Source organism: Halorubrum sp. CSM-61 (assembly GCF_003781945.1).
Classification (GTDB): domain Archaea; phylum Halobacteriota; class Halobacteria; order Halobacteriales; family Haloferacaceae; genus Halorubrum.
This window is the reverse complement of the sequence record NZ_RJJW01000004.1, coordinates 97,653-122,677: the sequence shown is the minus strand read 5'-3', so window position 1 is coordinate 122,677 and position 25,025 is coordinate 97,653. Positions and strand designations below refer to the sequence as shown.

Here is a 25,025-nt window from a genome sequence, read left to right as displayed (position 1 = left end):
GAGAACGGGGTGGTTCGCTGTTACTCGTCTCCCGGGTAGAACTCGGACCAGCGGGGCTGCCAGGTGAAGTGCGGCTCGGCGAGCCCGCGGTAGACCCCGTCGATGAGGTCCTGCTTGCTGATCGCCGCCGCCAGCGCCTGACGGAACGGGACCAGCTGGAAGAGGTTCCCCGGACCGGCGTTCCACCCGTTCGCGCGCTGGTTCACGGAGATGATCGTGTTGTACGGCGTGGGGACCTGCAGGACGTCGACGTTCTCGTCTTCGTCGTACGACTCGTACTGCTCGGGCGGGATCGCGGCCGAGTCGGCCTCGCCGGTCTCGAGCGCGCCGAGACGCGACGCCTGCTCCTGAACGACGCTGATCGAGGCCTCCTCGAAGAGCGGTCCCTCGGAGAACAGGTCGGGCCCCTCGTCGATGTCGCGGAGGTAGTACTCGTCGTTTCGGGTGTACTCCGTCCCGGATCCGCGGTTCCACTCGGTGAGCTCGAACGCGCCGAGGTTGCCGGCGAACTGGAGCTCCAGCAGCTCCTCGTCCTGTTCGAGTCCCTCGACGTCCTCCTCCTCGACGTACGGCTCCACGAGGTCGCGCGGGATCGGGTACAGGAGCGGGTCGTACGTCTGGGGCCACAGCAGGTTCGGCGACTCCAGCGTCGCCTCGAACTGGAACTCGCCCGTCTGTTCGACCTCCACGCCGTCCCAGCTGGTCGACGCGGCGGTGTTCGCCCACTCCGACTGGTGGAGCTCCTGAACGAGGTAGACGAAGTCCTCGGCGGTGACCTGCCCGTACGGCTCGCTGAACTGGAGGTTCTCCCGCACGTCGAACGTCCACACCTCGCCGTCCTCGGTGGACATGTCGTACAGCAGCGGGAAGTACTCCTGATTCTCGTCGAAGGTGTACCCGGGGTCGAGCGCGCGCTCGATCGCGGTCCCCGCGCCGTTTTCGGTGTTGTATAGCGGGTTCAGCGTGGTGAACCGCGCGGACGTGACGGTGTCGTACGAGCCGCTCACGCTCTCGTCGCCCTCGTACCACGCGGGCAGGTCCCAGCCGTTCGAGAAGTTCTCGGTCGGCCCCTCGAGGTCGGGGTTGTAGCCGACGAGGTCGTCGCTGAACAGCAGGGTGACGTACGGCTGCTCGCGGGCGAGGTTCTCGAAGATCTCGACGAACGACTCACGGAGTTCGTCTCGACTCGACGCCTGCCGCGCCTCTTCGAACAGCCCCTGCACGTCGAACTGCGGGTAGTAGCCGACCGGGTTGTAGAACGGGGTGGCGCCGTCGAAGAACACCTCGTTCGTGAGCGGGTTGAGCGGATAGGTGTTCAGACCGAACACGATCGACATGTCCCACGGCTCGTTGCTCGTGGCGGATCGGGGACCGGGATTCGTCGGTGCCGGGCTCTCCCACTCGACCTCCTCGCCGTTGACCGTGTCGGTCCCGCCCTGGGGGTCGGCGGTCCAGTACTCGTTGTTGAACCGCGTGCCGTCGATGGCCTCGACGACGACGTTGATCCCGAGGTTCTGACCGAGCTCCTGGGCGATGAAGTCGGCCGTCAGCTGCGAGGTCTCCTGTCCCGCGCTGTGGTAGATGTCGATCTCGACCTGGTCCCCGTCGGGATTGACCATCGTGTCCCCGTCGAAGCCGTAGTCGTACTCGGACTCCTCGAACGCGCGACGAGCCAGCGTCCGCGCGACGTCCGATCCGTAGAGATCGTCGACCCCGAACCGCGGGAAGTCGGGGATCTGGAGGTGCTGCCGTCGCTTCCGTCATTGCCGTCGCTTCCGTCGCTTCCGTCCCCGCCGTCGCCGCCTTGGTCGGAACAACCGGCGAGCGTCGCGACGCCGGCGATCCCGAGCGCGGAGAGCCATTGCCGCCGACCCATGTGGCGGCCGTCATCGTCGATTCCGTCTGTGTGTCGCCGTGACATACAACCATGCAACAAGTGAACATACAAAAACCTTCAGATAGTCGAACATGCGTCGTAACCCGGTCGACAAACGGATCCCAAAACCCCTAACCCATCGGAGCAAACGACGCGTATGACCGAAATTCACCCCGATCAGCGCGTCGCCGTGCTGGCCGACTCACAGAACCTGTATCACTCCGCACAGAGCGTGTACTCTCGAAATATCGATTACTCCGGACTGCTCGAAGCGGCGGTGAACGACCGATCGCTCGTGCGGGCCATCGCGTACGTCATCCGCGCCGACTCGCCGGAGGAGGAGAGCTTCTTCGAGGCGCTGCGCGACATCGGCTTCGAGACGAAGATCAAGGACATCAAGACGTTCGCCGACGGCTCGAAGAAGGCCGACTGGGACCTCGGGATGAGCCTCGACGCCGTCTCGCTCGCGAGCCACGTCGACACCGTCGTCCTCTGTACCGGCGACGGCGACTTCGCCCGGCTCTGCTCGCACCTCCGCCACGAGGGCGTGCGCGTCGAGGCGATGGGCTTCGGCAACTCCGCCGCCGACGAGCTGATCGAGGCCGCCGACGACTTCGTCGACCTCGCCGAAGAGGAGGAGACGTTCCTGCTGTAGCGGGCCGAGCGTCCCCAGCCGTCTCCCGCCGACGCTACGCGTCCCCGAGCAGCGCGTCGATCGCCCGTTCGACCGTCTCCGCGGCCGCCTCCACCTCGCGGACCCGGACGTACTCCCGCTCGGCGTGCGCCACCGCCCCGGCGTCGTCCGCGAGGTCGCCGGGACCGAACACGACCGTCGGCGCCGGCGCGAAGTAAGACGCCTCGGTCGCCGCGCCGAAGGGACGGACCGCGCCGCCGCGGTCCGCCGGCAGGCCCGTCGACTCGCCGGACGCCCGGGCGGCGTTCGCGACCGCTTCCACCAGTTCGTGGTCGGGATCCGTCGAGAACGCCTCGAAGAACGGCGACTCGCGGTCGGTCAGCGCGACCGCGACGCCGACGTCGTCGGGAACCCGCGCCCGCACCGCGTCCGCGAGCGACGACCGGAATCCCTCGGCCGTCTCCGGCGGGACGCTCCGCCGGTCGACGGTGATCTCGCAGTCGGCGGGCACCTGATTCGTCGCGCCGCCGCCCTCGATGACGGTGGGCGTGAGCTTCGGGGGGCCGAGCTGGGGGTGGTCGCCTGCGTCCTCGTCGAAGGTTCGGACCGCCGCGAGCGCGCCCTCGGCGGCCGCGACCGCGTTCGCCCCCGCGAACTCCGCGGCGTGGGCGGCGGTCCCCGACAGCTCGACGGTCCCCTGAAATCGCCCCTTCGCGGCGGTGCAGGCGTCGAGCCCCGTCGGTTCGCCGACCAGGAACAGGTCGCCGTCGAGCCGGTCGTCGGTCCCCGGCAGCTTCCCGGTCAGCGCCGCCGCGCCGAGCGACAGCGACTCCTCGTCCGGGGTGAGCGCCAGCGTGAGCCGCCCGCGCTCCGGGTCGGCGGCGAGGAATCCGGCGAGCAGCGCCGCGAGCGGCCCCTTCGCGTCGCAGGATCCGCGGCCGCGGATCACGGCTTCGGGAGCGCCACCGGCGTCTTCCGAACCGCCCCGCTCGTCATCGCGGGCGTCCCCGCGCTCGAACGGGACGTGCGGCGTCACCGTGTCGAGGTGGGTGTTCAACACGAGGTGAGGTCCCTCCTCGGGCGCGTCCGAGCGCTTCTCGGCGAGCACGCAGCCGCCGGCGACGACCTCGCACTCGATCCCGAACCGGTCGAGCGTCTCGACGACGAACGCGCGCGCCTCGTCGACCGACTCGCGGGAGGGTATCCGGACCGCCCGCTCCAAAAAGGAGACCGGGTCGAACGCCGCCTCGGTCATCGCGGGTCGGCGGGGAGCGTCCCCTCGTACTCGCGGGCGACGGGACCGGTCAGGGTCGCGTGGCCGCGGTCGGGGACCGTGATCTCGAGCTCGCCGCCCGGGGGACGGGCGACCGCGGAGTCGCCGTCGATCAGGCCGAGTCGGCGGGCGACCGCGACGGTCGCGACCGCGCCGGTGCCGCACGAGCGGGTCTCTCCCTCGACGCCGCGTTCGAAGGTGCGCTGGTCGACGACCGCGGGACCCTCGCCGGACCCGTCGTCGACGACGCTCGCGAGGTTCACGTTCGCGCCCTCGGGGAAGACGTCGGCGTGGCGGACCGGCGGCGCGACCGCGTCGAGGTCGACCGCATCGATTCCGTCGGGGTCGTCGCGGCCGCCGTCGACGAACGCCACCGCGTGCGGGACCCCGGTGTTGACGGCGGTGACGGTCAGTCCCTCGACCGGCTCGTCGATCAGGGGTTGCTCTCGGGCGAGCGGGACCCGCGCGGGGTCGAACGTCGGCTCGCCCATCTCGATGGTGGCCGCGGTCGCGTCCGCGTTCACGGAGGCGCGCCGGGTGCCGGCCTGCGTGTCGATCATGAACTCGCGGTCGCCCGTCCGGTCGTGTGCCCACAGCGCGACGACGCGGGCGCCGTTGCCGCACATCGTCGCGGTGGAGCCGTCGGGCTGGACCAGCGTCATCACGACGCGAGTGGGGTGAAAGCGCTCCTCGACGCTGAGAAAGAGGACGCCGTCGGCGCCGCGTCGCCCGGTGGATTCCCCGTCTCTCCCGGCGCCGGCGCCGAAGTCCGCCCCGTCGACGCCCGTCTCGCGGTCGCAGTGAGCGCGCGCGAAGGCCGCGCGGTCGCCGACGCCCTCGGCGTCCGCGTCGACGACGATGAAGTCGTTGCCCGTGCCGTGGTACTTCTCGAACGGAACGGCGTGAGTGCTCATCGGTCTCCCCCCGTCACCGTTCCCGTCCGCTCGACCGTCGTCAGATCGCCGAGCGTCTCTCGGCGGCGGACGACCGCCGCGGTCCCGTCGTCGAGCGCGACCTCCGCCGGCCGCGGTCGTGAGTTGTATTGGTTCGCCATCTCGTATCCGTACGCGCCCGCGATCCCGACCGCGAGGAGGTCCCCGCGAACCGGGTCGGCGAGCGCTCGGTCTCTACAGAGGGTATCGCCGGTCTCACAGATAGGTCCGGCGACCGTGACAGGGGTTGCCGACCGGTCGGCGGGGGCGGGGGCGTCGCTCCCGTCCACCCCCTCCGCCCCGCCGAGGTTTCGGATCGGGTGGTAGGCGTCGTACATCGCCGGGCGCAGCAGGTCGGTCATCCCGGCGTCGACGCCGACGACGCGCTCGTCCGGCGTCGGCTTCACCGTGTTCACGCGCGTGAGCAGCACGCCCGCGTCGGCGACGACGTATCGCCCGGGCTCGATCGCGAGGTCGACGCCCGCGGGGAGCGGGGCGACCGCCTCCCGCGTCGCCTCGGCGACCGCCGGCAGGTCGAGCGCCGGGGCGTCCTCCTCGTAGGGGACGCCGAAGCCGCCGCCGACGTCGACGTACTCGATGTCGAGGAGATCCGGGGGGCCGTCCCCGTCCGGGTCGCCGCCCGCGTCGCCGTCGTTCGGCTCCGCAAGTTCACGCGCCAGCTCGCCCATCCGCGCCACCAGCTCGCGGTGGCTGTCGAGCTGGTCCGAGTCGATTCCGGAGCCCGCGTGCGCGTGGATCCCGACCACGTCGAAGCGCTCGGCCGCGTCCCGCGTCGCCTCCGCGGCCCGGTCGTAGGGGATCCCGAACTTCGCCGCGCCGCCGGTCCGGACCTTCTCGTGGTGGCCCGCGCCGACGCCGGGGTTCACCCGGACGCAGACCCGCCCGTCGTAGCCGCGCTCGGCGAGGCGGTCGAGGGTGTCGACGGCGCCGACGGTAATGGTAAGATCGGGCTCCGCCTCGGCGACGCCGGCGACGTAGTCGAGGTCGCGGGCGGGCGGGTTGACCGCGGTGTAGTGGAGGCGGTCGCCGCCGAAGCCGGCCGCGAGCGCGCGGTCGACCTCTCCCGCCGAGGCGCACTCGGCGTCGAGGCCGGCCTCGCGGACCGCCTCCAGCACGGCCCGACCGGTGTGGGCCTTCACCGCGTACCGCACGTCGGCGTCCGGGAAGGCGTCGCGTAAGCGCTCGCAGTTCTCGCGGACGCGGTCGAGGTCCTGCACGTAGAGGGGGGTCCCGTGCTCGGCCGCGAGTTCGGCGAGCCGGTCGGCGCTCCAGTCGCTCACGCGCCGGACCGAGGGGTTGTCGTCGGCGGTCTCGCCGTCGGTGGGTCCGGCGGTCCCCGGCGTCTCCGCCGCGTCGCGGTCGCTCATTCGCGGAGCGCGTCCTCGCGCCGCGTCGCCTCCAGCGTCTCCTCCTCGACGTGGGTGGCGACGACCGCGGGCTTGTACGCGCCGCCCTCGAAGAGGTCGTGGTCGCCCACGGACGACTCCACCATCCGGGTGAACGCCCGGCGCTCGGCCGGGAGGCGGCCGTAGATCACGTCCTCCTCGACGAGGTCGTAGACGGGGATACGAGGCGTGAGCAGGGTGTTCTCGCCGACGATCGAGTTCTCGCCGACGCGGAAGCCCGAGGTGACCCGGCAGCCCGCGCCGAGCGAGACGCCGTCCTCGATAATGACGGGCGCGTCCTCGACGGGTTCGAGGACGCCGCCGATCAGCGTGTTGGCGCCGAGCTTGACGTTCTCGCCGAGCTGGGCGCAGGAGCCGACCGTGTCACACGAGTCGACGAGCGTCCCGTCGCCGACGTACGCCCCCATGTTGACGAACGAGGGGCTCATCATGATGCAGTCGTTCCCGAGGTACGCGCCCCGGCGGATCGCCGTACCGTCCGGCGTGTTGCGCGTGCCGCGCTCGCCGAGGTCGGCGGTATCACGCAGCGGGAGCACGTCGTGGTAGGTGACGCCGCCGTACTCGCGCGCCTCGGTCTCGCGCAGACCGAAGTTGAGCAGGATGCCGCGCTTGACCCACTCGTTGGCCTCCCACGAGGTCACGTCGTCGCCGGTCTTCTCGGCGGCGCGGACCTCGCCGGCCTCCAGGGCGGCGAGGAACTCGTCGATCACGGCGGCGTCCTCGTCCGTCGCGTCGGCGGCGGTCAGCCCGTCCTGGTAGCGGTCCCACAGATCGGATACGTCGGCTTCGAGCGTCATTGACTGGTGTATAGATGAGTGTCGGTATTTATGCGTCGATGTTCGTATGCGTATCAGGCATCCGCAGCCGCGTCCAACACGTCGCCGAACCCGTACCAGCCGGGCTCGCGGTCGGCGAGCCAGTCGGCGGCGTCGAGCGCCCCCTCGGCGAACACGCCGCGGTCGCCGGCGCGGTGGGTGAGCTCGATCGACTCGCGGTTCCCCGCGAACAGCACCTCGTGCTCGCCCGTCACGTCGCCCGCGCGCCGCGCGTGGACGCCGATCTCGTCCGACTCGCGCGGCGCGTCGCCCTCCCGCCCGTGGACGCGCCGATCGAGGTCGTCGCGGACCGACTCCACGTCGTCGAGGATCGACTTCGCGGTGCCGGAGGGCGCGTCCCGCTTGGCGTTGTGGTGCGTCTCCGTCAGCTCCACGTCGTAGCCGGGGAGCGCCGCGGCGGCCTCGCGGACCGCGCGCCGGAGCGCGGCGACGCCGCGCGCGAAGTTCGACGCCTTGAGGACCGGTACCGACTCGCTCGCGCCCCGGAGGCCGTCGACGTGCGCGTCCGCGAACCCGGTGGTTCCCGTCACCATCGGGACCCCCGCGTCCGCGCAGGCCTCGGCGTACGCGACCGCCGACTCGGGCCCGGTGAAGTCGACGAGCGCGTCCGGCTCCGCGGCCGCGAGCAGTTCGTCGAGGCGGTCGGCGTCCTCGACCGCGACGCCCGCGACCGGGTCGGTCGGCGTCCGGTTGACCGCGACCGCGACGGCGACGCCCTCGCGGTCGGCGGCGGCCTGTATCACCTCGCGGCCCATCCGACCGCCGGCGCCGGTGACTGCGAGTCGGAGGTCGGCGTCGGCCGAGTCGTCCGCGCCGCCGCTCATTCGGCGCCCCCCGTCGAGGGCTCGACGGTCTCCGGAGCGACGGCGCCGGGCGCGCCCTCCTCGTACTCGGCCAGCAGCTCGCGCAGGACCCCGCGCCGCTCCTCGGAGAGCCGCGAGAGCGGGGGGCGCACGGCGGGGCCGCCGCGCCCGCGGATGTGCATCGCCTCCTTCACCGGGATCGGGTTCGTCTCGGCGAACAGCTCGCGGACGAGCGGCGACAGCTCGTGGTGGATCGCTCGCGCGCGGTCGTAGTCGCCCGAGAGCGCGGCGCCGACCATCGCGCAGGAGCGCTCCGGCTCGACGTTGGCGACGACGCTGATGGTGCCGGTGCCGCCGATCGAGAGCACGGGGAGCGTGAGCCCGTCGTCGCCGGAGAGCACGGAGAACGCCTCCTCGCGGGTGCGCTCGATCACCTCGCTGATGAGGTTCAGGTCCCCGGAGGCGGCCTTGTACCCCTGGATGTTCGGGTGCTCGGCGAGCTCGACGGTCACGTCGACGGGGATCGACTGGCCCGTCCGGCTCGGGACGTTGTAGACGATCTGCGGGAGGTCCACCTCGTCGGCGATGGTGCGGTAGTGCTCGAGGAAGCCGGCGGGCTCGGGCTTGTTGTAGTACGGGGAGATGAGGAGGAGCCCGTCCGCGCCCGCGTCGGCGGCCCGTCGAGACAGCGAGAGCGCCTCGGCGGTGTTGTTCGAGCCGGTGCCGGCGACGACGGGGATGTCGTCGACGGCGTCACGGACCGTCTCGATCACGTCGACGTGCTCGTCGTGGGTCATCGTCGCCGACTCGCCGGTGGAGCCGACGGGGACGACCCCGTCGACGCCGGCGCGCTCGAGGTACCGAGCGTTGGCGGCGAGCTGCTCGTGGTCGACCTCGTCGCCGTCGGTGAACGGAGTCGTCATCGCCGGGTAGACGCCCTCGAAGGGCTCGTCGGTTCGGTCTCGCTCGCTCGCGTTTCGTGCGTCGTAGGGTGTCGTGGTGGTCGTGTCTGTCATGGGTGCTGCGGTGAGTGCGGATCGGTCAGCGGATCGGTGCGCGCGAGTCGGGGGTCGTCCGGGACGGGGTCGCCACTCCCGCCGGCGGACGGTTCACGCGCGTTTTTTCGAGAAGAGCCGCGTCGCTGCCGGCGTCGGCGAGCCGCGTTCGGACGCGGGTCGGGTCACACCACGGTATGCGCCTTTGGCTCGCTTATAGATTGCGCCTCGGACGGAAAATTGCGGTCCGCGCGACCGATCGGGCCTCCGTTTCCCGATCACTAACCACGAACACCCTTTTAAGAACTCGCCGCGTTTTCACCGATCTCATGAGCGATTCTCCCGACACCGACTCCCCCGACGGCGACGGCGACCCCGCCGGATCCGACCCGGTCGACGCCGAGGCCGACCCCGCCGACGCCCTCGACGACGACATGGACCCGGACGGCGACCCCGACGCCGATCGGCACGAGTACCACCCCGGACAAGCACACGCCTTCCCCGACGACCGGCTCAACGAGATGCTCGACCGGATCGACTCGAACACCGAGATCGCGGCGTACCTGGAGGCCCAGAACGTCAACCCCGTCGACCGGAAGGGGTACAACGACCACGGGACGAAACACGTCGAGATCGTGCGCGACCGCGCGCTCCGGCTGTACGACCTGCTGAAGGCCGGCGGCGTCGAGTTCAACGGCGCCCGCCAGCAGGGGCTCGACGAGGCCGACGAGCCGGTCATCATCGCGCTCGCGGCCACCCTCCACGACATCGGGCACGTCGTCCACCGCCACGACCACCCGTACTACTCGATCCCGCTCGCGGCCGACTTCCTCGACGACTTCCTCCCCTCCTTCTACGACGTTCCGGGTCAGGTCCGGGTCAAGGCCGAAGTGCTCCACGCCATCCTCTGTCACCACACCGAGGAGCAGCCGCTGACCCGGGAGGCCGGGGTCGTCCGGATCGCCGACGGCCTCGACATGGAGCGGGGTCGCTCGCGGGTCCCCTACGAGGAGGGCGGGCGCGGGATCAACACCGTCTCCTCGCAGGCGATCGAGCGCGTCTCGCTGCGCGAGGGCGACGACATCCCGGCGGAGGTCGAGATCCGCATGAACAACGCGGCCGGCGTCTACCAGGTCGACTCCCTACTCAAGGCGAAGATCGACGGCTCGCTGCTGGAAGACCAGATCCGGACGATCGCGATCAACACCCACCGCGACGACGACGGCAACGGGACGATCGTCGACCGGATCGAGCTGTAAGGTAGTTTGGCAACCGATCCAATCGGTTTCATTACGATTGGTACATCTATTTCATGTCTTCCAAGATCGAATGGCCAATCTCAATCGTATCTAAGACCGTTCGAATCCCATCACGATCATGAACAAGAGATCGATTGGCATGCATTACTTTATTTCTTACAGAGGATATTGTCGAAAGCAGGTCAACATCATCTTTTGAGTCAAACCCACAACTCTGTACAAAGTATTCATTTGAGTCAGAAGATTCTAAAACCCTCTCCATTTCTGTTAGATTCATACGTTCGGATATATGTAGATCAACCCCCCGAATCTGATCTTTCTTCCAGTCACCTACTGATCTATCATTTGCATATAAGAGTAAATCCTCTGAATTGGGAAATTCATTTTCTATTTTTGAAGAGATAGATGCAGCAATCTCGGCAAAAATCCGGTATAGCATCTCTTTCATCGGTCGTCTGTTGAGATCAGCGAGTGTCAGTCGATCACATCGGGTTTGAGTGAAAGTGTCTGCTTGGGAAGGGTGTGGAAGCTACCGAAGCAGACAGCGAGATAGAAGAAGAGCACCTCCTTAATTTTGTCGTCAACAGCCTCAACGAAGAGCTTGCGATAGATCTCGACGAGAACGTCAAGGTCACGACAGAGACGTTGTACGAGGTCCTCGCCGGCGCCAGCGCCGGCGGGACCTCGATCAATCACGTCTGCGAAACGACCGAGGACTCGCCACACGCCAACACCGTCCGAGGACATCTCACCGAGCAGTTCGAACTTGACTCCGTTGAGGCGGTTGGCGACACGCTACTTCAACGAGATACGCTTGAGACGCTTCCAGATCGACCGGTGGAGGTCTGTGCAGACCTCCACCTCGACCCCTACTACGGCGATGAAGACGAAACGGAAGCGCTGTACTCCTCACAGGCGAAACGGGGAACGACGACGTTTCACGCGTACGCGACGCTGTACGCGCGGGTACGCAACAAGCGGTACACGCTGGCGGTGCGCCAGCTTGTCGCTGGCGACACCACCAGCGACGTCCTTGGTGAGTTTCTCGAGCTCCTCGACGGCCTTGACCTCGGCGTCAAGGCCGTCTATCTCGATCGCGGATTCTACAACAGCACCTGTCTTGGGCTGTTGTCCACGCACAACTACGCCTACGTGATGCCGATCGTCAAGTGGGGTGAAACGATCCAAGACGAACTCAGTAGCGGCTGGAGCCGCGAGATCGAACACGATCTCGCCGGCAAGGTAACGTTCCCTGTGTTCATCGACTGCGTCTACCAACAGGGACGATACGACGAACACGGGGTGGCGCGTCACGGCTACGCCGCTGACGCGCCGTTTATCGACACCCCACGGGATGCCCGAGAACACTACAGCAAGCGCTTCGGCATCGAGTCGAGCTACCGATTAGCCAAGCAGAGCCTCGCATTCACCAGTTCTCAGGACGCTGGGCTACGGCTGGTGATGTTTGTGGTGAGCCTGCTGCTCCAGAACAGCTGGCGGTATCTTCACTGGAAGTACGTGGCGGCGCCCCGCCACGGGGGGCGCCGCCTCTGGCAGTGGTCGTTCACGGAGTTCTGTGAGATGGTGCTGCGGGCCGCTTGGACAGCGCTTGGTGTACGTAGGTCCATTCCAGCGAACCAGCCACTCGACAACCGGTTCTTCCGGTAGCTGTCCACCGATTTAGATAGCGGTCGTGAGTGGCGACACTGTCGCGTCGGCGGCAGTGCGCCGCCGACAGCGACGGTCCATCCTGAAGATCACACTCACCAGCGCTTCGAAGACGCTCCATGACCAGTTCCATCTGATTCATCGCCATCAGACGAGATTACGCAGCTGTCGATGTGATCGACTGAACTTGGACGCTGGAGAAATCTCTCCAGAAGATCGAGAGAAGATCGTCCGGTCCGACGTGAAGTTCCAGGAGCGAATCGTGCCAGAGTCACTCGAAGAAAACGCGACAAAATATCAAGATATCTCTGCATCTGAATACCAGCCGAAGGCAATCATTCCGTGGCACCATCGCATTCGATCTTCTGGAGATGTGGATATCAACACTCATATTATTGAAACTGCTCTGGACCAGACCTCTCTGAGTCTCAAACCCTGTATACAGACGACTAAAGGATTCATCACAAACCTATCCAACCAACAACAGGTTCTTGATATGCTTGTTGAGACCGGTGTGGATCAGTGCTTCATTTGGGTTGAAGGTCTGGACAAGCGAGATACGGGACAGGACACCTATGAGAAGATAACTCGATTCGTTAAGGCTGTTTCAGACGCTGGAATCGACCCGCATTTCTACTATGCAGATTACTTCGGTACGATGCTCCACCATGCTGGTCTGTCGGGTGTAACTTATGGCACGATGTGGGGCGAGGAGGGGGAGGAAACAGTAGAAGGAACGTCCGGTGGAGGTGCTCTCTCCCGCTACTACGTTCCGCAGATGAAAGACTTCCTCAAAATTCCTGCTACGGTAGAACTACAGCAACTCGCGGATGCCCCTATGTGCGACTGTAGGGTCTGCTCAAATCAGTTTGACTCTTGGATCGACCTAGCAGAAAGAGAGGAAGATGATGATGAGAATATACAGACCCCAATTAAGAAACACCATCTCGTTACGAGATACAAGCAGATCAGAGAAGTCGAGGATCAGGATCTAGGCGAGACTATAGACGAATGTCGTGAGGATTTCAATGAGTACGTCAGTCCGTTCAATGCGGCCAACCAGATTAGTCCCTCAAAGAAAGTCGACTATCTTCCAATTTGGGTCAATGCTATCGAGAATGAGCTCAACTAGCTGGTAGTAATTGACGTTCGGTGTGTGGTTAGATTTCTCTGTGAATTCCGGGAAAACCTCAAGAGACCACTTACGCAAGACCTGTCTATGAGCGAAGTTGTCTACGCAATCAGAATTTCTCACTTGGAGTATTCGGGCCTGAAGATCATGGACATCAAGATCGGCAAGTCCACGAACATCGACAACACCCTCAGACAGTACAGCAGAGGCAACAGGGACATCGAGCTGCTCGACATGTGGACACCGAATCCCGACAAGAACCTGTCCACAGCCGAGCGCGGCGTCCACGAGGTCGCTGAGAAGTACGCGTACGACAAGCAGAGCGAGAAGTTCGTCTTCCTCCAGGGCGCGTACCAGGACTTCGCGGAGACGATCAACAAGCTCCTGCAGAACACCACCCGAGAGGACCTCGCCGAAGAACCGGCGTCGAGCGACTCCACTGCGATCGACGACTACACCGGAACGACGCCCTCCGTGCTCAAGCTCTTCGGCGAGAGCTACGACGTCGACACCTGGGCGGACACGCTCACCACGGCGGTGACGCAGATCCTTCGCGACGCCGACGACCACGAGCCGATCACGGAGATCGAAGGCCGCAAGCGGCGCTACTTCGTCGAGGAGGGTCAGCAGTCAGAACTCGTCAAACCGCGACGGATTCCCGATACCGATCTGTACCTCGAAACCAACTTCTCCGCGAATACGGTTGTTCGGGTCATCGAGCAGGTGATGGCGAAATACGGGTACGACAGGGCCGAACTGGAGATATTCACTGAAGAGGCCTGAATACGCGATTCTGAGCGGATATCGGCGAGAGCAGCACGCGGAAGCAAACGGTAGTTTAAAACTAGACGCTCTGCCCTTCAACAGTACATGCAAACAACAGGTGGCGGTAGCGGGACCGCCAGCAGGAACACGACAGCGTGGTGTCGAACGTGAGCGAAGATCGGAAACAGCTCACCTCGACCCAACAGGCGATCCTCTACAAAAAAGACGAGAACCCTAACTGGTCGAACGCTGAGATCGCCGATGCAGTCGGCTGCTCGGATTCGCACGTCTCGAAGACACTACGCAAGTGGGATCCAGACGATATGGATGACGACGGAACGGTGTCCGTTCCGAGCTCGGAGTATCCCGACGCGATTCCCGCCGAAGAGGTCGATTCGGGAATGTATCCGGCGGCGATCGTCGGCGTCTCCATCGCGTGGATCGCCGGGTTTGCAGGTATCTTCGCGCAAGCGAGTTTCATAACGGTAATCGGTTCACTCGTAGCGTTCGGCACATGGATCGGGCTTCCAATCGTGATCGCTCTGGACACGATTTCACTGCATAAACAGAACGCACCGTTCCGTCCGAATCGGATAGTCTGGCCGGCAGTGAGCCTGGTGTTCGGCGTTGTCGGTGGTTTCGCGTATCTCGTTGCTCGGGTGTCGAACCTATAGATCCATATTGGATTGCCATCTATCAGTTGAGGTGTTCGTGAAATCTTCAAAAATTACGAACAGGAGTGACAACCGAAGACCCCTTTCAATCCAAGAACGCTGACATCGGTTCTTGCCATTCTCCTAATCACTCCTCCTCCGGATCGAAGTTCATCACCAGCCGCTCTTTCGCGTCCTTCGACGATCCCTGCTTTCCGTTGTTGATAAATCGCTTCTCGTCGCGATCGAGCACGAACACTTCCTCGAACAGTTCCGATTGCCACGATTACCAACGCAGATTTTGCTGTAAGACCAAAAAGACGACAGGGGTAGGATCGGTCTGCGATAGATATACCTATCCGCCGCTCCGATTCATACGTATCTACGATGGGACGGTTTGGTGGCATAAAAGGCGATGCTGGAGGCGAGTATCCGGGTCAGATAGACCTGAGTATGCCTCTCGCATTGGTTGTGCGGCAGATCGAAGTGGCCACCTCGATATCTATCGATGACCCGGAGGAGTTCTTTGAAGCCGTAGTCAACAACGTCTTAGATCAGCCACCGGAACACCGATTTACTGAATCAATCGAGGTTATCGAGAAACATGTGAACGAGGAGTTCGGTACTCTCGATGCGTTTGAGGCAGTACTCCCGTTCGACAACGAGATGGCCATCCAATTTCTCGAGAACCTACTGGAGATGGTAATGGACGACGTCATCGAGGATTCGCTCCATGCGGACAATCCGAGCGGACATCTGATCCTGTTATCCGCGTTCGAATTCCTGAACTCTTGTTTGGAATTCACCCATGACAGCGAACCTACCGAGGACGAACGGAAAATCCTCGCCTCCTCGTTTATTGCGGTATACGCTCGGATATACCGTGCTTGGCAGATTGACAGCGAGGAATCGTGGGTCGATCTAAGCCCACTCGCAAACGATCTCGTATGGGCTAGGAGCGCGTTACTAGGTAAGATTGCTCCGAACTCGAAGGACTATCCGGATCCATCCAATACGTCGATGCATCAGTCGGTTGCGATGCAGCGCCAAGTAGGGGCTGTAGTGGTGTACGATACAGAGGATATTTCCGTGAATCGGGGAGCTGAACTGGCAGGGCTTACCCAAAACGATTTCGTCGAGGTTTTGAAGGCAGCCGAGGTCGAGGTCCGATACGGTCCTGAATCTGCTGAAGAGTTGTTTTCTGAGGATGGGTCGATCGATGAGTGAACAGGTATTCGTGCTCGACAACTCCGTTCTTTCCGCGTTTACCCGATCTGGGTGGTTCAAAAGCATCGAATTCTGGAGCGACACGCACAAAATCGTGACATCTGAACGGGTTTGGGAGACCGAGTACGTGCCCCATCACGAACGGACGGAGGTGCCCAGATGGCTGTCAGTCGAGGAAGCGAATCTAAATGAACTGGTGACCGAGCGCTCGGTTCGTCTCGGGGACGCTGATTACTCTCTGCTCCGTCTAACCGAAGAGCGGCCAAACGGTGTCCTCGTTACGAACGATAAGCGGGTATTGACAAAAGCGAAGGAGAACAATCTCGGTACGAGCTGGGGATCGAAGTTTCTGAAGGAAACGTTCGAGCAGTGTGGTATCTCCAAGGAAAGTTATCGAGGAAACCTTCCGAAGTACTTCAAGGATGTCCCGCTCAATTCCGAGGTTAGACGGGTTCTGCAAGATGCTGAGAAGCTATGATTAGAGACGTAGATTACTGATACAAGGGACAGCAGATGCTGCTCGCTGCAGTCACACCCTTTCCGGGTCGAAGTTCATCACCAACCGCTCTTTCGCGTCCTTCGACGATCCCTGCTTCCCGTTGTTGATGAACCGCTTCTCGTCTCGATCGAGCACGTACACGTCCTCGAAGCCCTCCGGCAGGTCCTCGTCCGAGCAGATCCAGTCGCCCTCCAACCCGGCGAGCCCGTCGACGAGCGCCTCGTGGTCGATCGTGTTCACGAGGTAGTAGTCCTCGTACCGACGTACGGCGGGTCGCAGTAGAACACGGTGTCTGCGCTGTCGTACTTCTCGAAGACCTCGGGCCAGTCGAGGTTTTCGAGGACCACGTCCTCGAGCCGGTCGGCGAACTCGTCGAGGCGATTGACCTTGTTCGCGTAGGGGCTGGCCTGACTCCGAACCTTCGAGGTCCCGGACCCGGCGCCGCTGTCGTACGTCTCGCCCCACTGCGTGTACCGGAGGTAGAAGAACTGCCCGGCGCGCTCGATCGGGTCGGCGGGCCGGTAGCCGTGGAAGAACTTGTGCGCCCACTCGTCGTAGATCTCCCGCGAGTACGGCGTCCGGTTGAGCCACTCGACCAGCTCCTCCGTGCGGTCGCGGAGAACCTCGAAGAACTACACGAGGTCGCCGTCGCGGTCGTTATACACCTCGACGTCGCTCGTGTCCGAGTCCTTGTTCGCGAGGACGCCGGCGGCGCCCCCGAACACTTCCACGAAGCAGGTGTGCTCGGGCGTCTGGTCGAGGATCCACGACGCGAAGCGGCTCTTCCCGCCGGGGAAGGGAAAGACGGCGTCCGCCATCACCGATCCCCTTCCAGGCGCTCGCCGACGACGCGGGCGACGCGCTCGACCCAGGCCGGCACGTCGACGTCGTGGACGGTGTCGCCCTCGCAGAAGGTGCGGACGATCTCGATCGAACCGGCGACGATCCGCACGTCGAGCTGCCAGTCGTACTGGTTCGCCGCCTCGATCTCGACGCGGAGCGTCCCGTTCGCGTCGAGGCTGACGACGGCGCGGGCGTGATCCGGACTGCGACCGCGAATCCTCTCGTCGACGAGGTCGATATCGAACTCCTTCGTCTGTGCGCTACTGCCGTGGACCGGTTGCTTCGAGGCCATACCGAGGGCTGGTCGTCGACTGCGGTTTAGCCTGACCCGGAGGGTTCCGAACGGTTCCGGACGGTCGGGATTCCGGTATCGTCTCCGAATTAGGCGCGTTCCGAACGGTGTTCCGGATGGTCGACACCGTAGACCACTCGTCCGGGGTGTGAAGGAGACTCACAGAACACGGACCGCGCCTCGATCACTCCGGTTGATACGGGTTGGTTGCGACGTCGAGGCGGTAGACGTCATCGGCGGCGTCGAAGTCGTCGTCGAACGCGTAGAGATAGCCGAGTCCCTCCATCTGCATGTACGCGACGATACAGGCGTCGACGAACGAGAACCGCTCGTGTTGCCGGAAGAGGCCCTTCGCCGTCGCGAACGCGTCCGCCGTCAACGATTCGACGTGGAATCGCGTGTTCTCCTCCACTCGGTCGAGGAAGTCGACGGCGGCGTCGTGGCCCGCGTGCGTCGTCAAGCCGTTGAGCGTTTCGGCGAGCGCGTACTCGAGAATCACCGCTTCCGGGAGGTCGGCGGTGTCGATCCCGCTGAGGATCGGGAGCGCGTCGTCGTGCGCGCTGTCGCGGCGGTACGCCGCCGCGAAGAGAACCGTCGTGTCGACGAGCGCACGGGGCACTACTCGGTGTCGACGCCCCAGGCGTCGTGTTCGCTCTCGGCGTCGGTCTCCCGGTCGCCGTCGTATCCGTCGAAGTCGCTGAACGTCCCGCTGCGCTGTTGGACGACCCGCACGCGGAGCGTGCCGTCGTCCTCGATCTGCCAGCGGAGCTTGTCGCCGTCGTCGATCTCCAGCTCTCGGCGGATGTGGGCGGGGATGTTCGCCTGGTTTCCCGAGACCTTACTCTCGGAATCAACGCTCTCGGTGCTCATACACTGGAGTACGGGGACACCGCCAATAAATATAGTGTGTCATCACACTACGCTTCGGAGCCGTGAACCTCCCTTTCGCGTTCACCGGGTCGTCCGTGTCCGCGAGACACCTGATGAGGGCTGTCCGGAAGCCGACGACTTCCACGCGCGGTGTGGGTGGATCGACGAGCATCGGTGAACCTCGTCGCACCACGTCTGATGAGTCGCCGCGTACACGGTCTTACGGCGATCCGGGTCCTTGAGGACGTACTGGACGCCCGCGCAGTGGGTGACCGGCTCCGGAGCGATACCGTCGTCGAGGCGGGGCCAGGAAACGAGCCGATCGACGCACCGGGCGTCGAGGGCGTGTCGACGCTCACGCACCGACACCTCCGGCTCTACGCACCGGGGGATAGCGTGGCGGTGCGCTTAGGGAACCGTTCGGGTTGCGATTTTGGACTCTCGTCTCAGGAGTGTTAGAATACCGAAATTGGGTGGCTGGGGAGTCCCAGCCCACCAATCCCGCACGGCCAGAGACCGTGCGCGCAGTAGGTGGGCCAACACGGATTTGAACCGTGGACCTCCCGGTTATCAGCCGAGCGCTCAACCTGACTGAGCTATTGGCCCAGGTGAGCGCATTCGTTCGTTGCGCTGGTAGGATTTTAAGGGTTTCCTTTCGCGAATCGCCCGCAGTCAGCCGATTTCGGATCGAGTCAGAACCACCTCACGCGGAGGGGAAAGCGCGTCTCGAACGGGTCGTCGAAAAGGGCCCGTCAGTCGGTCCGGTCCGGCTCCTCGTCTTCGACCGTGAAGTCCACGTCGACGACGTCGTCCGCGTGGTCCGGGTCGTCGAAGCGGTCGCCGTCGGCGGCGTCGCCGGCCCTGTCGGCGGTGGAGCGCTGGCCGTCGAACTCGTCGGTGCCGTCGGCGTCTCCCGCGTCGAAGCCAGTGCCGTCCTCGAAGTCGCCGTTCCCGAAGCTCCCGCCGCCGAACGACCCGCCCATCGTGAATCCGGTTCCGGCGCCGTCCCCGTCGCCGCCGGGGAACCCGCCGATGTAGACGTTGCCGGTGGTGAATCCGCCGGTCTCGCTGTCGAGGTACGGGATCACGACGTACTTCTTGAGGGCCATGCGGATCGGGACCCGCGAGAGGGGGAGCGCGAGCAGGAACCCGATCGCGTCGGTGACGAGCCCCGGCGTGAGCAGGAACGCGCCGGCGGCGATCAGGAGGCCACCGTCGAGCAGTTCGTCGGTCGGGGGCTGGCCGCGGGCCAGCTTGCGCTGGACCCGAGCGAGCGTCGCGCGCCCCTCGGCGCGGAGGAGGAGCATCCCGAGGATCGCCGTCAACACGACGAGCGCGACCGTGACGGGCCACCCGAGTCGCGTCGCGACGACGATCAGGAACAGCGCGTCCACGAGGGGGACGACGAGGAGCAGCGCGAACAGCGTTCGCGGGCGCATACCGTCGCCTTCCCGCCGGGGACCCATAGCCCTTTTCGTCCGGGGCGTCGGTTCCGCCGTCCGCGCCGCGGTCGTCAATCTCGCCAGTCCGCGGTCGTCCGGCCCGCCGTTCCGCGACCGCCACCGCTTTGACCGGCCGGGCCGAGCCGACCGTATGGACATCGTCGGCGCGCTTGGCCGCGATCCTCCGGACCGCGAGTCGCTGCCGCGGTGGCTCGCCCCGCTCCCGGAGGCGCTGGAGGACGTCGCCTTCCGGTTCGTCTGGGCCATCGTCGCTATCAACCTCCTCGGCACCGCGTTCGGTTTCTGGTACTACCGGTTCCAGTTCCGCGAGCTACCGATGGAGACGTGGCCCTTCATCCCCGACAGCCCCGGCGCGACGCTACTGATCGCGCTCGCGCTCGCGGCGTGGGCGCTCGGCCGGTCGAGCGACACGCTCGCGACGCTCGCATTCTTCGGGAACGTCAAGCTGGGGCTCTGGACCCCGTACGTGCTCGTCGTCTTCTACCCGGCGTTCCTCGCGAACTCCGGGCCCGCGATGTACGCGTTCCTGTTCGTGAGCCACCTCGGGATGGTCGTGCAGGCGTTCGTGCTCCACCGGATCACCGACTTCCCGGTGAAGGCGGTCGCGGTCGCGACCGCGTGGTACACGGTCGACCTGCTGATGGACTATTTCGTCCCCGTGACCGGCGGGGTGACCCACACGTCGATCCCCTACCCCGACGCCGAACCGTGGTTCACCACGACCGTGCTGCAGGTCGCGGCCGCCGGCGCCGTCGCGCTCACCGTGATCCCGCTGTTCTGGGCGCTCGCGACGCGGGTCGCCACGCTCCGGACCCGGATCCGCGCCGGCGGCGGCGCCTGACTCTGCGACGACGCCCGAATCGCGACCCGTTCGGCGGCGTCCCCCGTTTAAGTTCCCGCGGACCGTCGGGTACGCCATGAGCGCGTACGAGGAGATCGCGGACCTGTCGGTGACGATCGAGTCGGTAGAGCGCCGCCGGTACACAGGGAAAACGACGAGCGGATTCGAGCGGACGACCACCGAGTTTCGCCTCGCCGGTGACGGCGTGGTCGGGCGCGGCGAGGACGTGACCTACGAGACCGAGGACCACGACGCGCTCGTCGGGACCGATCCGATCGACGTCGAGGGCGAGTGGACGATAGACGGGCTGTCGGCCCGCCTCGACGAGATCGACCTGTTCGCCCACAAGCCGCCCGCACAGGAGTACTTCCGCAACTACCGCCGGTGGGCGGTCGAGAGCGCCGCGCTCGATCTGGCGCTCCGGCAGCGCGAGGAGTCGCTCGGCGAGTTCCTCGGTCGCGAGCCCGAGCCGGTCCGGTTCGTCGTCTCGACGCGGCTGGGAGAGCCGCCGACCACCGACCGCGTCGAGGAGCTGCTCGCGCTCGACGACGACCTGGAGTTCAAGCTCGACCCGACGCCCGACTGGCCCGACGAAGCGTTCGAGACGCTCAGAGAGACCGACGCCGTGCGGATCCTCGATCTGAAGGGCTGGTACGAGGGCACCGACGTCGACAGCGAGGCCGACCCCGAACTGTACCGCGACGTGTTCGCGGCGTTCCCGGCCGCGATCGTCGAGGACGCCGCGCTCACGCCCGAGACGCGCCCGCTCGTCGAGCCGCAGGCCGACCGGCTCTCCTTCGACTACCCGATCGACGGCGTCGAGAGCCTCGAGTCGCTCCCGGTCGAGCCGGGGTGGTGCAATATCAAACCCTCCCGGTTCGGCACGCTCCAGTCGCTGTTCGAGACGATCGCGTACTGTCGGGAGGAGGGGATCGAGCTGTACGGCGGCGGCCAGTTCGAGCTCGCGAGCGGCCGGACCGCGGTCCAGACGCTCGCCGCCCTGTTCTACCCGGATGGGCCGAACGACGTGGCTCCCCGGCCGTTCAACGACCCCGAGGCGTCGCCGCCGTACCCGATGAGCCCGCTCCGACCCGACCGCGACGCCGTCGGCTTCGAGTTCTAGGGAGAGAACCCCGTTGCAGTCCGCAGCGACGACCGGCTTCGGGAGTGGATAAAGCAGATCGGCGGCGGTAGTTCGGTATTTAAACGGCTGTGTGGACGGCGACGATCGCTTATAAATGACGAGTGCGGTGGCGCGTGCCGCCGAGCGCCCGCAGGGCGCGAGGTGCACGCGCGAGGGAGTCGCTGGCGGCTGCCGCCGCCAGCGACGAGGCTGGGGAGGCGTGAGGCTGCGGTGCGGTTGCGGGCGGGTGGGACTCAAAGGGGCAGCCGCTGTGGGCGGCGCAGGCGACTCAAGCACCGCAACGAGGGAGAGAACACCGTGAGCGACCGAGTGAGACGCGCAGCGAGCGTGCGCCGTCCACAGCGGCTGGGGCTTTGAACGCTTTTCCCGCAGCACCGTCGTACCCTTATAAACAGCCGCCAGCAACACCGCTCGATCACGTATAAACGACCGATCAACCACACTGACATACGCACTCCCGCCGTAGTTCAGCAGGACCGAACGTGGTGAGATCCCCGTCTACCGCTCGCGCTCGGTGATTCGGTCCGACGACTGCGACGCCGAGGAGTCGCGCTCCGTTGGGGAGCCGAACCGGGACGCCTCGTCGGCCTCGCGCTCGCGGATATCGGCGAACCGCTGAGCGGCGTCGGCGATCGAGTCGAGGACGGAGAGGGTCCGGTAGCTGAGGTACAGGCCGATCGGCAGCGCGACGCCGATCAGAAGGCCGAGGAGGACCTGTGCGACGATAACGACCGAGTACAAGAGCACGAACAAGGAGACGGCGGTGAGCACCGCCCCGATCGGCGTCAGGAGGGCCTCGGAGGGCGAGAGCGGGTCGTGCGCCATACGCGGCGCTACCGGCGCGAATCACTTAAAAATGAACGCGAACCGGCGCGGCCGTCGAGACGCGACCGCGATCAGTCGTCGGCGGGCGCCGCGGAGTCGCCGGCGGAGACGCCGGTGCCGGGGCCGACGTCGATCCCGAGCGCGTCGAGCTTCTCGTCGGGGACGACGCCGTCGATCCAGTCGCGGGTCTCGTAGTACTCGGCCTTCATTTCGTCGAGTTCGACCAGTTCGCCCTCGCTGGCGCCCGTGCCGGGGATGGCGTCCGGGTGCCCCTCGACGAAGCGGTTCGGCAGGGTGTCGTCCGCGCCGTCGAAGCCGGCGAGGTTGTTGAAGTACCGTTCGAGGTTGTACACGCGCTCGCCGGCCTCGAACAGCTCGTCCTCGGTGACGTCGCGGCCGGTCATGCCGTTGTACTGGAGCACGTACTCCTCGATCCCCTCCGCGAACGCGCTGAACTTGCAGATGTCGAAGGAGTCGGAGACGGCGTGTAAGTCCTGGAAGGTGGCGGTGAGTTCGCCCTTGCCCTCCCACTCGTACGGATCGACCTTCTCCGGGATGCCGAGGATCTCGGCGGCCGGGGTGTAGCCGCGCAGGTGGCAGGCGCCGCGGTTGGAGGTCGCGTAGGCGATCCCCATGCCCTTCATGCAGCGCGGGTCGTAGGCGGCCATCGTCTGGCCCTTCACGGAGAGCTTGTTGCCGTGGGCGTCCTTCGCGTCGGCGACGCGCTCGGGGCCCTCCGCGAGGAGGTCGCCCAGGTCCGAGGAGCGATGCCCGATCTCGTCGAGGAGATCGATCATCGTCTCGGAGTCGCCCCAGTCGAGGTGACCGACGCCGTCGAGTTTCCCCTCCTCGCTCATCTCCATCGCCATCGCCATCATGTTGCCGGCCTCGATGGTGTCGATGCCGAGGTCGTTACACCGCTCCAACATGAGGGCGATCTCGTCGCGGTCGGAGTGGCCCGAGTTCGGGCCGAGCGCCCACGCGGACTCGTACTCGTACGACTCCGTGCGGACGTTCATGTCCTGGCCCTTGTGGGTGACGTCGACGTCGACTTCCTTCTTGCACGCCACCGGACAGGAGTGACACGTCGGCTCGTCCACGAGGATGTTCTCGCGGACGTTCTCGCCGGAGACGCGCTCCGCCTCGATGTCGACGCCCTCCGCCTCGTTGTACGCCTCGGTCGAGGTGTACTTCGCGTTCTTCGACGGGAGGCCGTCCATCTCCTCCGTCGCGTTCATCAGGACGTTGGTGCCGTACATCGAGAGCCCGCCCTCGTTGGGCGCGGTCACGTCGGACTCCCGGATGACCTCCATCGCCTGCTGGTACCCCTCCTGGAACGTCTCGGGGTCGGCCGGCTTCGGCATGTCGGTGCCGCTCTTCACGACGACGGCCTTCACGTTCTTCGAGCCCATCACGGCGCCCGTGCCGCCGCGGCCCGAGGCGCGGTCGTCCTCGTTGATGACGCAGCCGTAGCGCACCTCGTTCTCGCCGCCCTGGCCGATCGCCATCACGGAGACGTTCCGACCGACCTTCCCGTCGACTTCCTCGCCGAGTTGGTCGATCGTGTCGCGGACGCCCTGTCCCCAGAGGTGGGAGGCGTCGCGTACCTCGACGTCGCCGTCCTCGACGAAGAGGTAAACGGGCTCGTCGCTCGCGCCGTCCAGCAGGAGGCCGTCGAGCCCGGCCCACTTGAGCCGCGCGCCGGACCAGCCGCCGTGGTGCGAGTCGGTGACCGTCCCCGTCAGCGGGGACTTCGTCACCAAGGCGATCCGACCGCTCATCACCGTCTGGGTCCCCGTGAGGGGGCCGGTCATGAACGCGAGGCGGTTGTCCGGCCCCAGCGGGTCGACGTCCGGGCCGGCGTCGAAGACGTACTTCACGCCGAGCCCCCGCGCGCCGATGTACTTCTCCGCGTCCTCCTCGTCGATCCCCCGGTAGTCGACCGCCCCGTCCCCGAGGTCGACCTGTGCAACTCGGTCTCTGTAGCCACCCATTTCAGTCATGTAATGCTCGTTCATTATAGAAGGACTGTAACGGGTTAGTTGTTCACCTCCCAGCGAAACGACAAACGGTTACGTCGGCGGTCGACTGCCGGCACCGTGATATATAACTGGTAAAACGGAGAAACGCGCCGAAAACCACCGACAGAAGCGCAGTTGCGTGTCGTTCGCACACCGGCTGCGGCGGCCGTACTGCCGAGCGGTTTCGGCGCGGGCGGCGCGGGCCGGCCGTGGAGGGAGCACGCCGTGCACAGGACCGCTCCGTGACCGCTAACTTCGCGCCCGGAGAACGAGGGTCCGTGAACGGCACCGACGGCGACGACGACAACGACGACAGCGGCCCCGCCGATCGCGAGAAGCGAACCGACCGGCGGTTCGGCGCCGTCGCGTTCGCGCTGGCGGTCCTCGGCGCGTCGGTGGTCCCGGTGTCGTGGGTCGCCCCCGGCGGGGCAGAGACCGGAGGCGACGCGAGCGGCGCCCTCCCGCTCGATATCGGCCTCACCGACCCCTTTCACCTCGTCGGCTACGCGGTCCTGACGATCCTCGCGAGCCGCGCGATCGGTCGGGGGCGGCGCGGGCTCCTCATCGCCGCCGGCGCGGCGGTCGCGTTCGGGTTCGGGATCGAACTCGTGCAGGCGCCGATCCCCTGGCGGTCGTTCGCGTGGCGCGACGCCGCCGTCAACGCGATCGGGGCGGGCCTCGGTCTCGTCGGGCTCGCCGCGGCCGACGCGATCGGCTCGGCCGCCGCGGCCCGGCGGCGGTGACAGC

Annotated in this window: 28 protein-coding genes and 1 tRNA gene; 11 read left to right on the top strand and 18 right to left on the bottom strand. The window is 65.7% G+C overall.

The window, feature by feature from the left end:
- Positions 1 to 20: 20 nt before the first annotated feature.
- Positions 21 to 1,619: an ABC transporter substrate-binding protein gene (locus EDM04_RS08545; RefSeq protein WP_241154879.1), complete on the bottom strand. Its 1,599-nt coding sequence runs from the start codon at positions 1,617 to 1,619 to the stop codon at positions 21 to 23.
- Between the two features lie 414 nt (positions 1,620 to 2,033).
- On the opposite strand from EDM04_RS08545, the gene EDM04_RS08540 reads away from it, so the two are divergent.
- Positions 2,034 to 2,531 carry an NYN domain-containing protein gene (locus EDM04_RS08540; protein WP_123621110.1) on the top strand — a complete coding sequence of 166 codons (498 nt, stop codon included), beginning with the start codon at positions 2,034 to 2,036 and terminating at the stop codon, positions 2,529 to 2,531.
- Between the two features lie 34 nt (positions 2,532 to 2,565).
- On the opposite strand, the gene EDM04_RS08535 is transcribed toward EDM04_RS08540, so the two are convergent.
- From EDM04_RS08535 to dapA, 6 genes are read right to left on the bottom strand one after another with little or no spacing between them, the layout of a single operon-like run.
- A complete protein-coding gene (locus EDM04_RS08535; protein WP_123621108.1) occupies positions 2,566 to 3,765 on the bottom strand; it encodes a M20/M25/M40 family metallo-hydrolase in 1,200 nt (399 codons plus the stop codon).
- Positions 3,762 to 4,697, bottom strand: coding sequence for a diaminopimelate epimerase (gene dapF / locus EDM04_RS08530; protein ID WP_123621106.1), 936 nt, complete (start codon positions 4,695 to 4,697; stop codon positions 3,762 to 3,764). Before dapF ends, EDM04_RS08535 begins: the two co-directional genes overlap by 4 nt.
- On the bottom strand, positions 4,694 to 6,103 hold the full coding sequence (gene lysA, locus EDM04_RS08525; RefSeq protein ID WP_123621104.1) for a diaminopimelate decarboxylase: 1,410 nt from the start codon (positions 6,101 to 6,103) through the stop codon (positions 4,694 to 4,696). Before lysA ends, dapF begins: the two co-directional genes overlap by 4 nt.
- Positions 6,100 to 6,939, bottom strand: a complete 840-nt coding sequence (locus EDM04_RS08520; RefSeq protein WP_123621102.1) for a 2,3,4,5-tetrahydropyridine-2,6-dicarboxylate N-succinyltransferase — start codon at positions 6,937 to 6,939, stop codon at positions 6,100 to 6,102. Before EDM04_RS08520 ends, lysA begins: the two co-directional genes overlap by 4 nt.
- A 53-nt stretch (positions 6,940 to 6,992) precedes the next feature.
- Positions 6,993 to 7,802 (bottom strand): 4-hydroxy-tetrahydrodipicolinate reductase, encoded by an 810-nt coding sequence (gene dapB / locus EDM04_RS08515; RefSeq protein WP_123621100.1) that lies wholly within the window; start codon positions 7,800 to 7,802, stop codon positions 6,993 to 6,995.
- Positions 7,799 to 8,797, bottom strand: coding sequence for a 4-hydroxy-tetrahydrodipicolinate synthase (gene dapA / locus EDM04_RS08510; protein WP_123621098.1), 999 nt, complete (start codon positions 8,795 to 8,797; stop codon positions 7,799 to 7,801). The genes dapB and dapA overlap by 4 nt, the downstream gene beginning before the upstream one ends.
- 308 nt (positions 8,798 to 9,105) lie before the next feature.
- Here dapA and EDM04_RS08505 point away from each other — a divergent pair, with 308 nt between their 5' ends.
- Positions 9,106 to 10,035 (top strand): HD domain-containing protein, encoded by a 930-nt coding sequence (locus EDM04_RS08505; protein ID WP_123621096.1) that lies wholly within the window; start codon positions 9,106 to 9,108, stop codon positions 10,033 to 10,035.
- A 46-nt stretch (positions 10,036 to 10,081) separates the two neighbouring features.
- Here the strand turns inward: EDM04_RS08505 and EDM04_RS08500 are convergent, their stop codons facing one another.
- Positions 10,082 to 10,483: a hypothetical protein gene (locus tag EDM04_RS08500; RefSeq protein WP_123621094.1), complete on the bottom strand. Its 402-nt coding sequence runs from the start codon at positions 10,481 to 10,483 to the stop codon at positions 10,082 to 10,084.
- A gap of 74 nt (positions 10,484 to 10,557) precedes the next feature.
- Between EDM04_RS08500 and EDM04_RS08495 the strand changes: the two genes are divergently transcribed.
- The 6 genes from EDM04_RS08495 to EDM04_RS08460 all read left to right on the top strand — a co-directional run bounded on the left by EDM04_RS08495 (position 10,558) and on the right by EDM04_RS08460 (position 15,958).
- On the top strand, positions 10,558 to 11,703 hold the full coding sequence (locus EDM04_RS08495; protein ID WP_123619196.1) for an ISH3 family transposase: 1,146 nt from the start codon (positions 10,558 to 10,560) through the stop codon (positions 11,701 to 11,703).
- Positions 11,704 to 11,890: 187 nt separating this feature from the next.
- Positions 11,891 to 12,835, top strand: a complete 945-nt coding sequence (locus tag EDM04_RS08485; RefSeq protein ID WP_123621092.1) for a hypothetical protein — start codon at positions 11,891 to 11,893, stop codon at positions 12,833 to 12,835.
- Between the two features lie 87 nt (positions 12,836 to 12,922).
- Positions 12,923 to 13,618, top strand: a complete 696-nt coding sequence (locus EDM04_RS08480; RefSeq protein ID WP_123621090.1) for a hypothetical protein — start codon at positions 12,923 to 12,925, stop codon at positions 13,616 to 13,618.
- A 149-nt stretch (positions 13,619 to 13,767) separates the two neighbouring features.
- On the top strand, positions 13,768 to 14,274 hold the full coding sequence (locus EDM04_RS08475; RefSeq protein WP_123621088.1) for a hypothetical protein: 507 nt from the start codon (positions 13,768 to 13,770) through the stop codon (positions 14,272 to 14,274).
- Between the two features lie 366 nt (positions 14,275 to 14,640).
- Positions 14,641 to 15,480, top strand: coding sequence for a hypothetical protein (locus EDM04_RS08465; RefSeq protein ID WP_123621086.1), 840 nt, complete (start codon positions 14,641 to 14,643; stop codon positions 15,478 to 15,480).
- Positions 15,473 to 15,958, top strand: a complete 486-nt coding sequence (locus EDM04_RS08460; protein WP_123621084.1) for a hypothetical protein — start codon at positions 15,473 to 15,475, stop codon at positions 15,956 to 15,958. Before EDM04_RS08465 ends, EDM04_RS08460 begins: the two co-directional genes overlap by 8 nt.
- Positions 15,959 to 16,009: 51 nt before the next feature.
- On the opposite strand, the gene EDM04_RS18795 is transcribed toward EDM04_RS08460, so the two are convergent.
- The 8 genes from EDM04_RS18795 to EDM04_RS08430 all read right to left on the bottom strand — a co-directional run bounded on the left by EDM04_RS18795 (position 16,010) and on the right by EDM04_RS08430 (position 19,423).
- Positions 16,010 to 16,219, bottom strand: coding sequence for a hypothetical protein (locus EDM04_RS18795; protein ID WP_241154878.1), 210 nt, complete (start codon positions 16,217 to 16,219; stop codon positions 16,010 to 16,012).
- Positions 16,216 to 16,578: a DNA adenine methylase gene (locus EDM04_RS18790; protein ID WP_343198514.1), complete on the bottom strand. Its 363-nt coding sequence runs from the start codon at positions 16,576 to 16,578 to the stop codon at positions 16,216 to 16,218. Before EDM04_RS18790 ends, EDM04_RS18795 begins: the two co-directional genes overlap by 4 nt.
- A gap of 33 nt (positions 16,579 to 16,611) precedes the next feature.
- Positions 16,612 to 16,797 (bottom strand): DNA adenine methylase, encoded by a 186-nt coding sequence (locus tag EDM04_RS18785; protein ID WP_241154877.1) that lies wholly within the window; start codon positions 16,795 to 16,797, stop codon positions 16,612 to 16,614.
- Positions 16,797 to 17,114 (bottom strand): hypothetical protein, encoded by a 318-nt coding sequence (locus tag EDM04_RS08450; protein WP_123621081.1) that lies wholly within the window; start codon positions 17,112 to 17,114, stop codon positions 16,797 to 16,799. The genes EDM04_RS18785 and EDM04_RS08450 overlap by 1 nt, the downstream gene beginning before the upstream one ends.
- Before the next feature lie 184 nt (positions 17,115 to 17,298).
- Positions 17,299 to 17,733: a PIN domain-containing protein gene (locus tag EDM04_RS08445; RefSeq protein ID WP_123621079.1), complete on the bottom strand. Its 435-nt coding sequence runs from the start codon at positions 17,731 to 17,733 to the stop codon at positions 17,299 to 17,301.
- On the bottom strand, positions 17,733 to 17,984 hold the full coding sequence (locus EDM04_RS08440; RefSeq protein ID WP_123621077.1) for an AbrB/MazE/SpoVT family DNA-binding domain-containing protein: 252 nt from the start codon (positions 17,982 to 17,984) through the stop codon (positions 17,733 to 17,735). Before EDM04_RS08440 ends, EDM04_RS08445 begins: the two co-directional genes overlap by 1 nt.
- Before the next feature lie 532 nt (positions 17,985 to 18,516).
- A tRNA-Ile gene (locus tag EDM04_RS08435) sits at positions 18,517 to 18,590 on the bottom strand.
- Positions 18,591 to 18,736: 146 nt separating this feature from the next.
- A complete protein-coding gene (locus EDM04_RS08430) occupies positions 18,737 to 19,423 on the bottom strand; it encodes an FxsA family protein (RefSeq protein ID WP_123621075.1) in 687 nt (228 codons plus the stop codon).
- Positions 19,424 to 19,577: 154 nt separating this feature from the next.
- On the opposite strand from EDM04_RS08430, the gene EDM04_RS08425 reads away from it, so the two are divergent.
- Both EDM04_RS08425 and EDM04_RS08420 read left to right on the top strand, forming a co-directional pair.
- Complete coding sequence (locus tag EDM04_RS08425; protein ID WP_123621073.1) at positions 19,578 to 20,288, top strand: DUF1405 domain-containing protein; 711 nt, start codon at positions 19,578 to 19,580, stop codon at positions 20,286 to 20,288.
- 76 nt (positions 20,289 to 20,364) lie between these two features.
- Entirely contained in the window at positions 20,365 to 21,411 is a 1,047-nt protein-coding gene (locus EDM04_RS08420) for a hypothetical protein (protein WP_123621071.1), read from the top strand.
- Positions 21,412 to 21,930: 519 nt separating this feature from the next.
- Here EDM04_RS08420 and EDM04_RS08415 read toward each other — a convergent pair.
- The gene (locus tag EDM04_RS08415; RefSeq protein ID WP_123621069.1) at positions 21,931 to 22,257 is read right to left on the bottom strand and encodes a hypothetical protein; all 327 of its coding nucleotides are present in this window, start codon (positions 22,255 to 22,257) and stop codon (positions 21,931 to 21,933) included.
- A 71-nt stretch (positions 22,258 to 22,328) separates the two neighbouring features.
- Entirely contained in the window at positions 22,329 to 24,260 is a 1,932-nt protein-coding gene (locus EDM04_RS08410) for an aldehyde ferredoxin oxidoreductase family protein (RefSeq protein ID WP_123621067.1), read from the bottom strand.
- Between the two features lie 296 nt (positions 24,261 to 24,556).
- On the opposite strand from EDM04_RS08410, the gene EDM04_RS08405 reads away from it, so the two are divergent.
- A complete protein-coding gene (locus EDM04_RS08405) occupies positions 24,557 to 25,021 on the top strand; it encodes a VanZ family protein (RefSeq protein WP_241154876.1) in 465 nt (154 codons plus the stop codon).
- Positions 25,022 to 25,025: the final 4 nt, after the last annotated feature.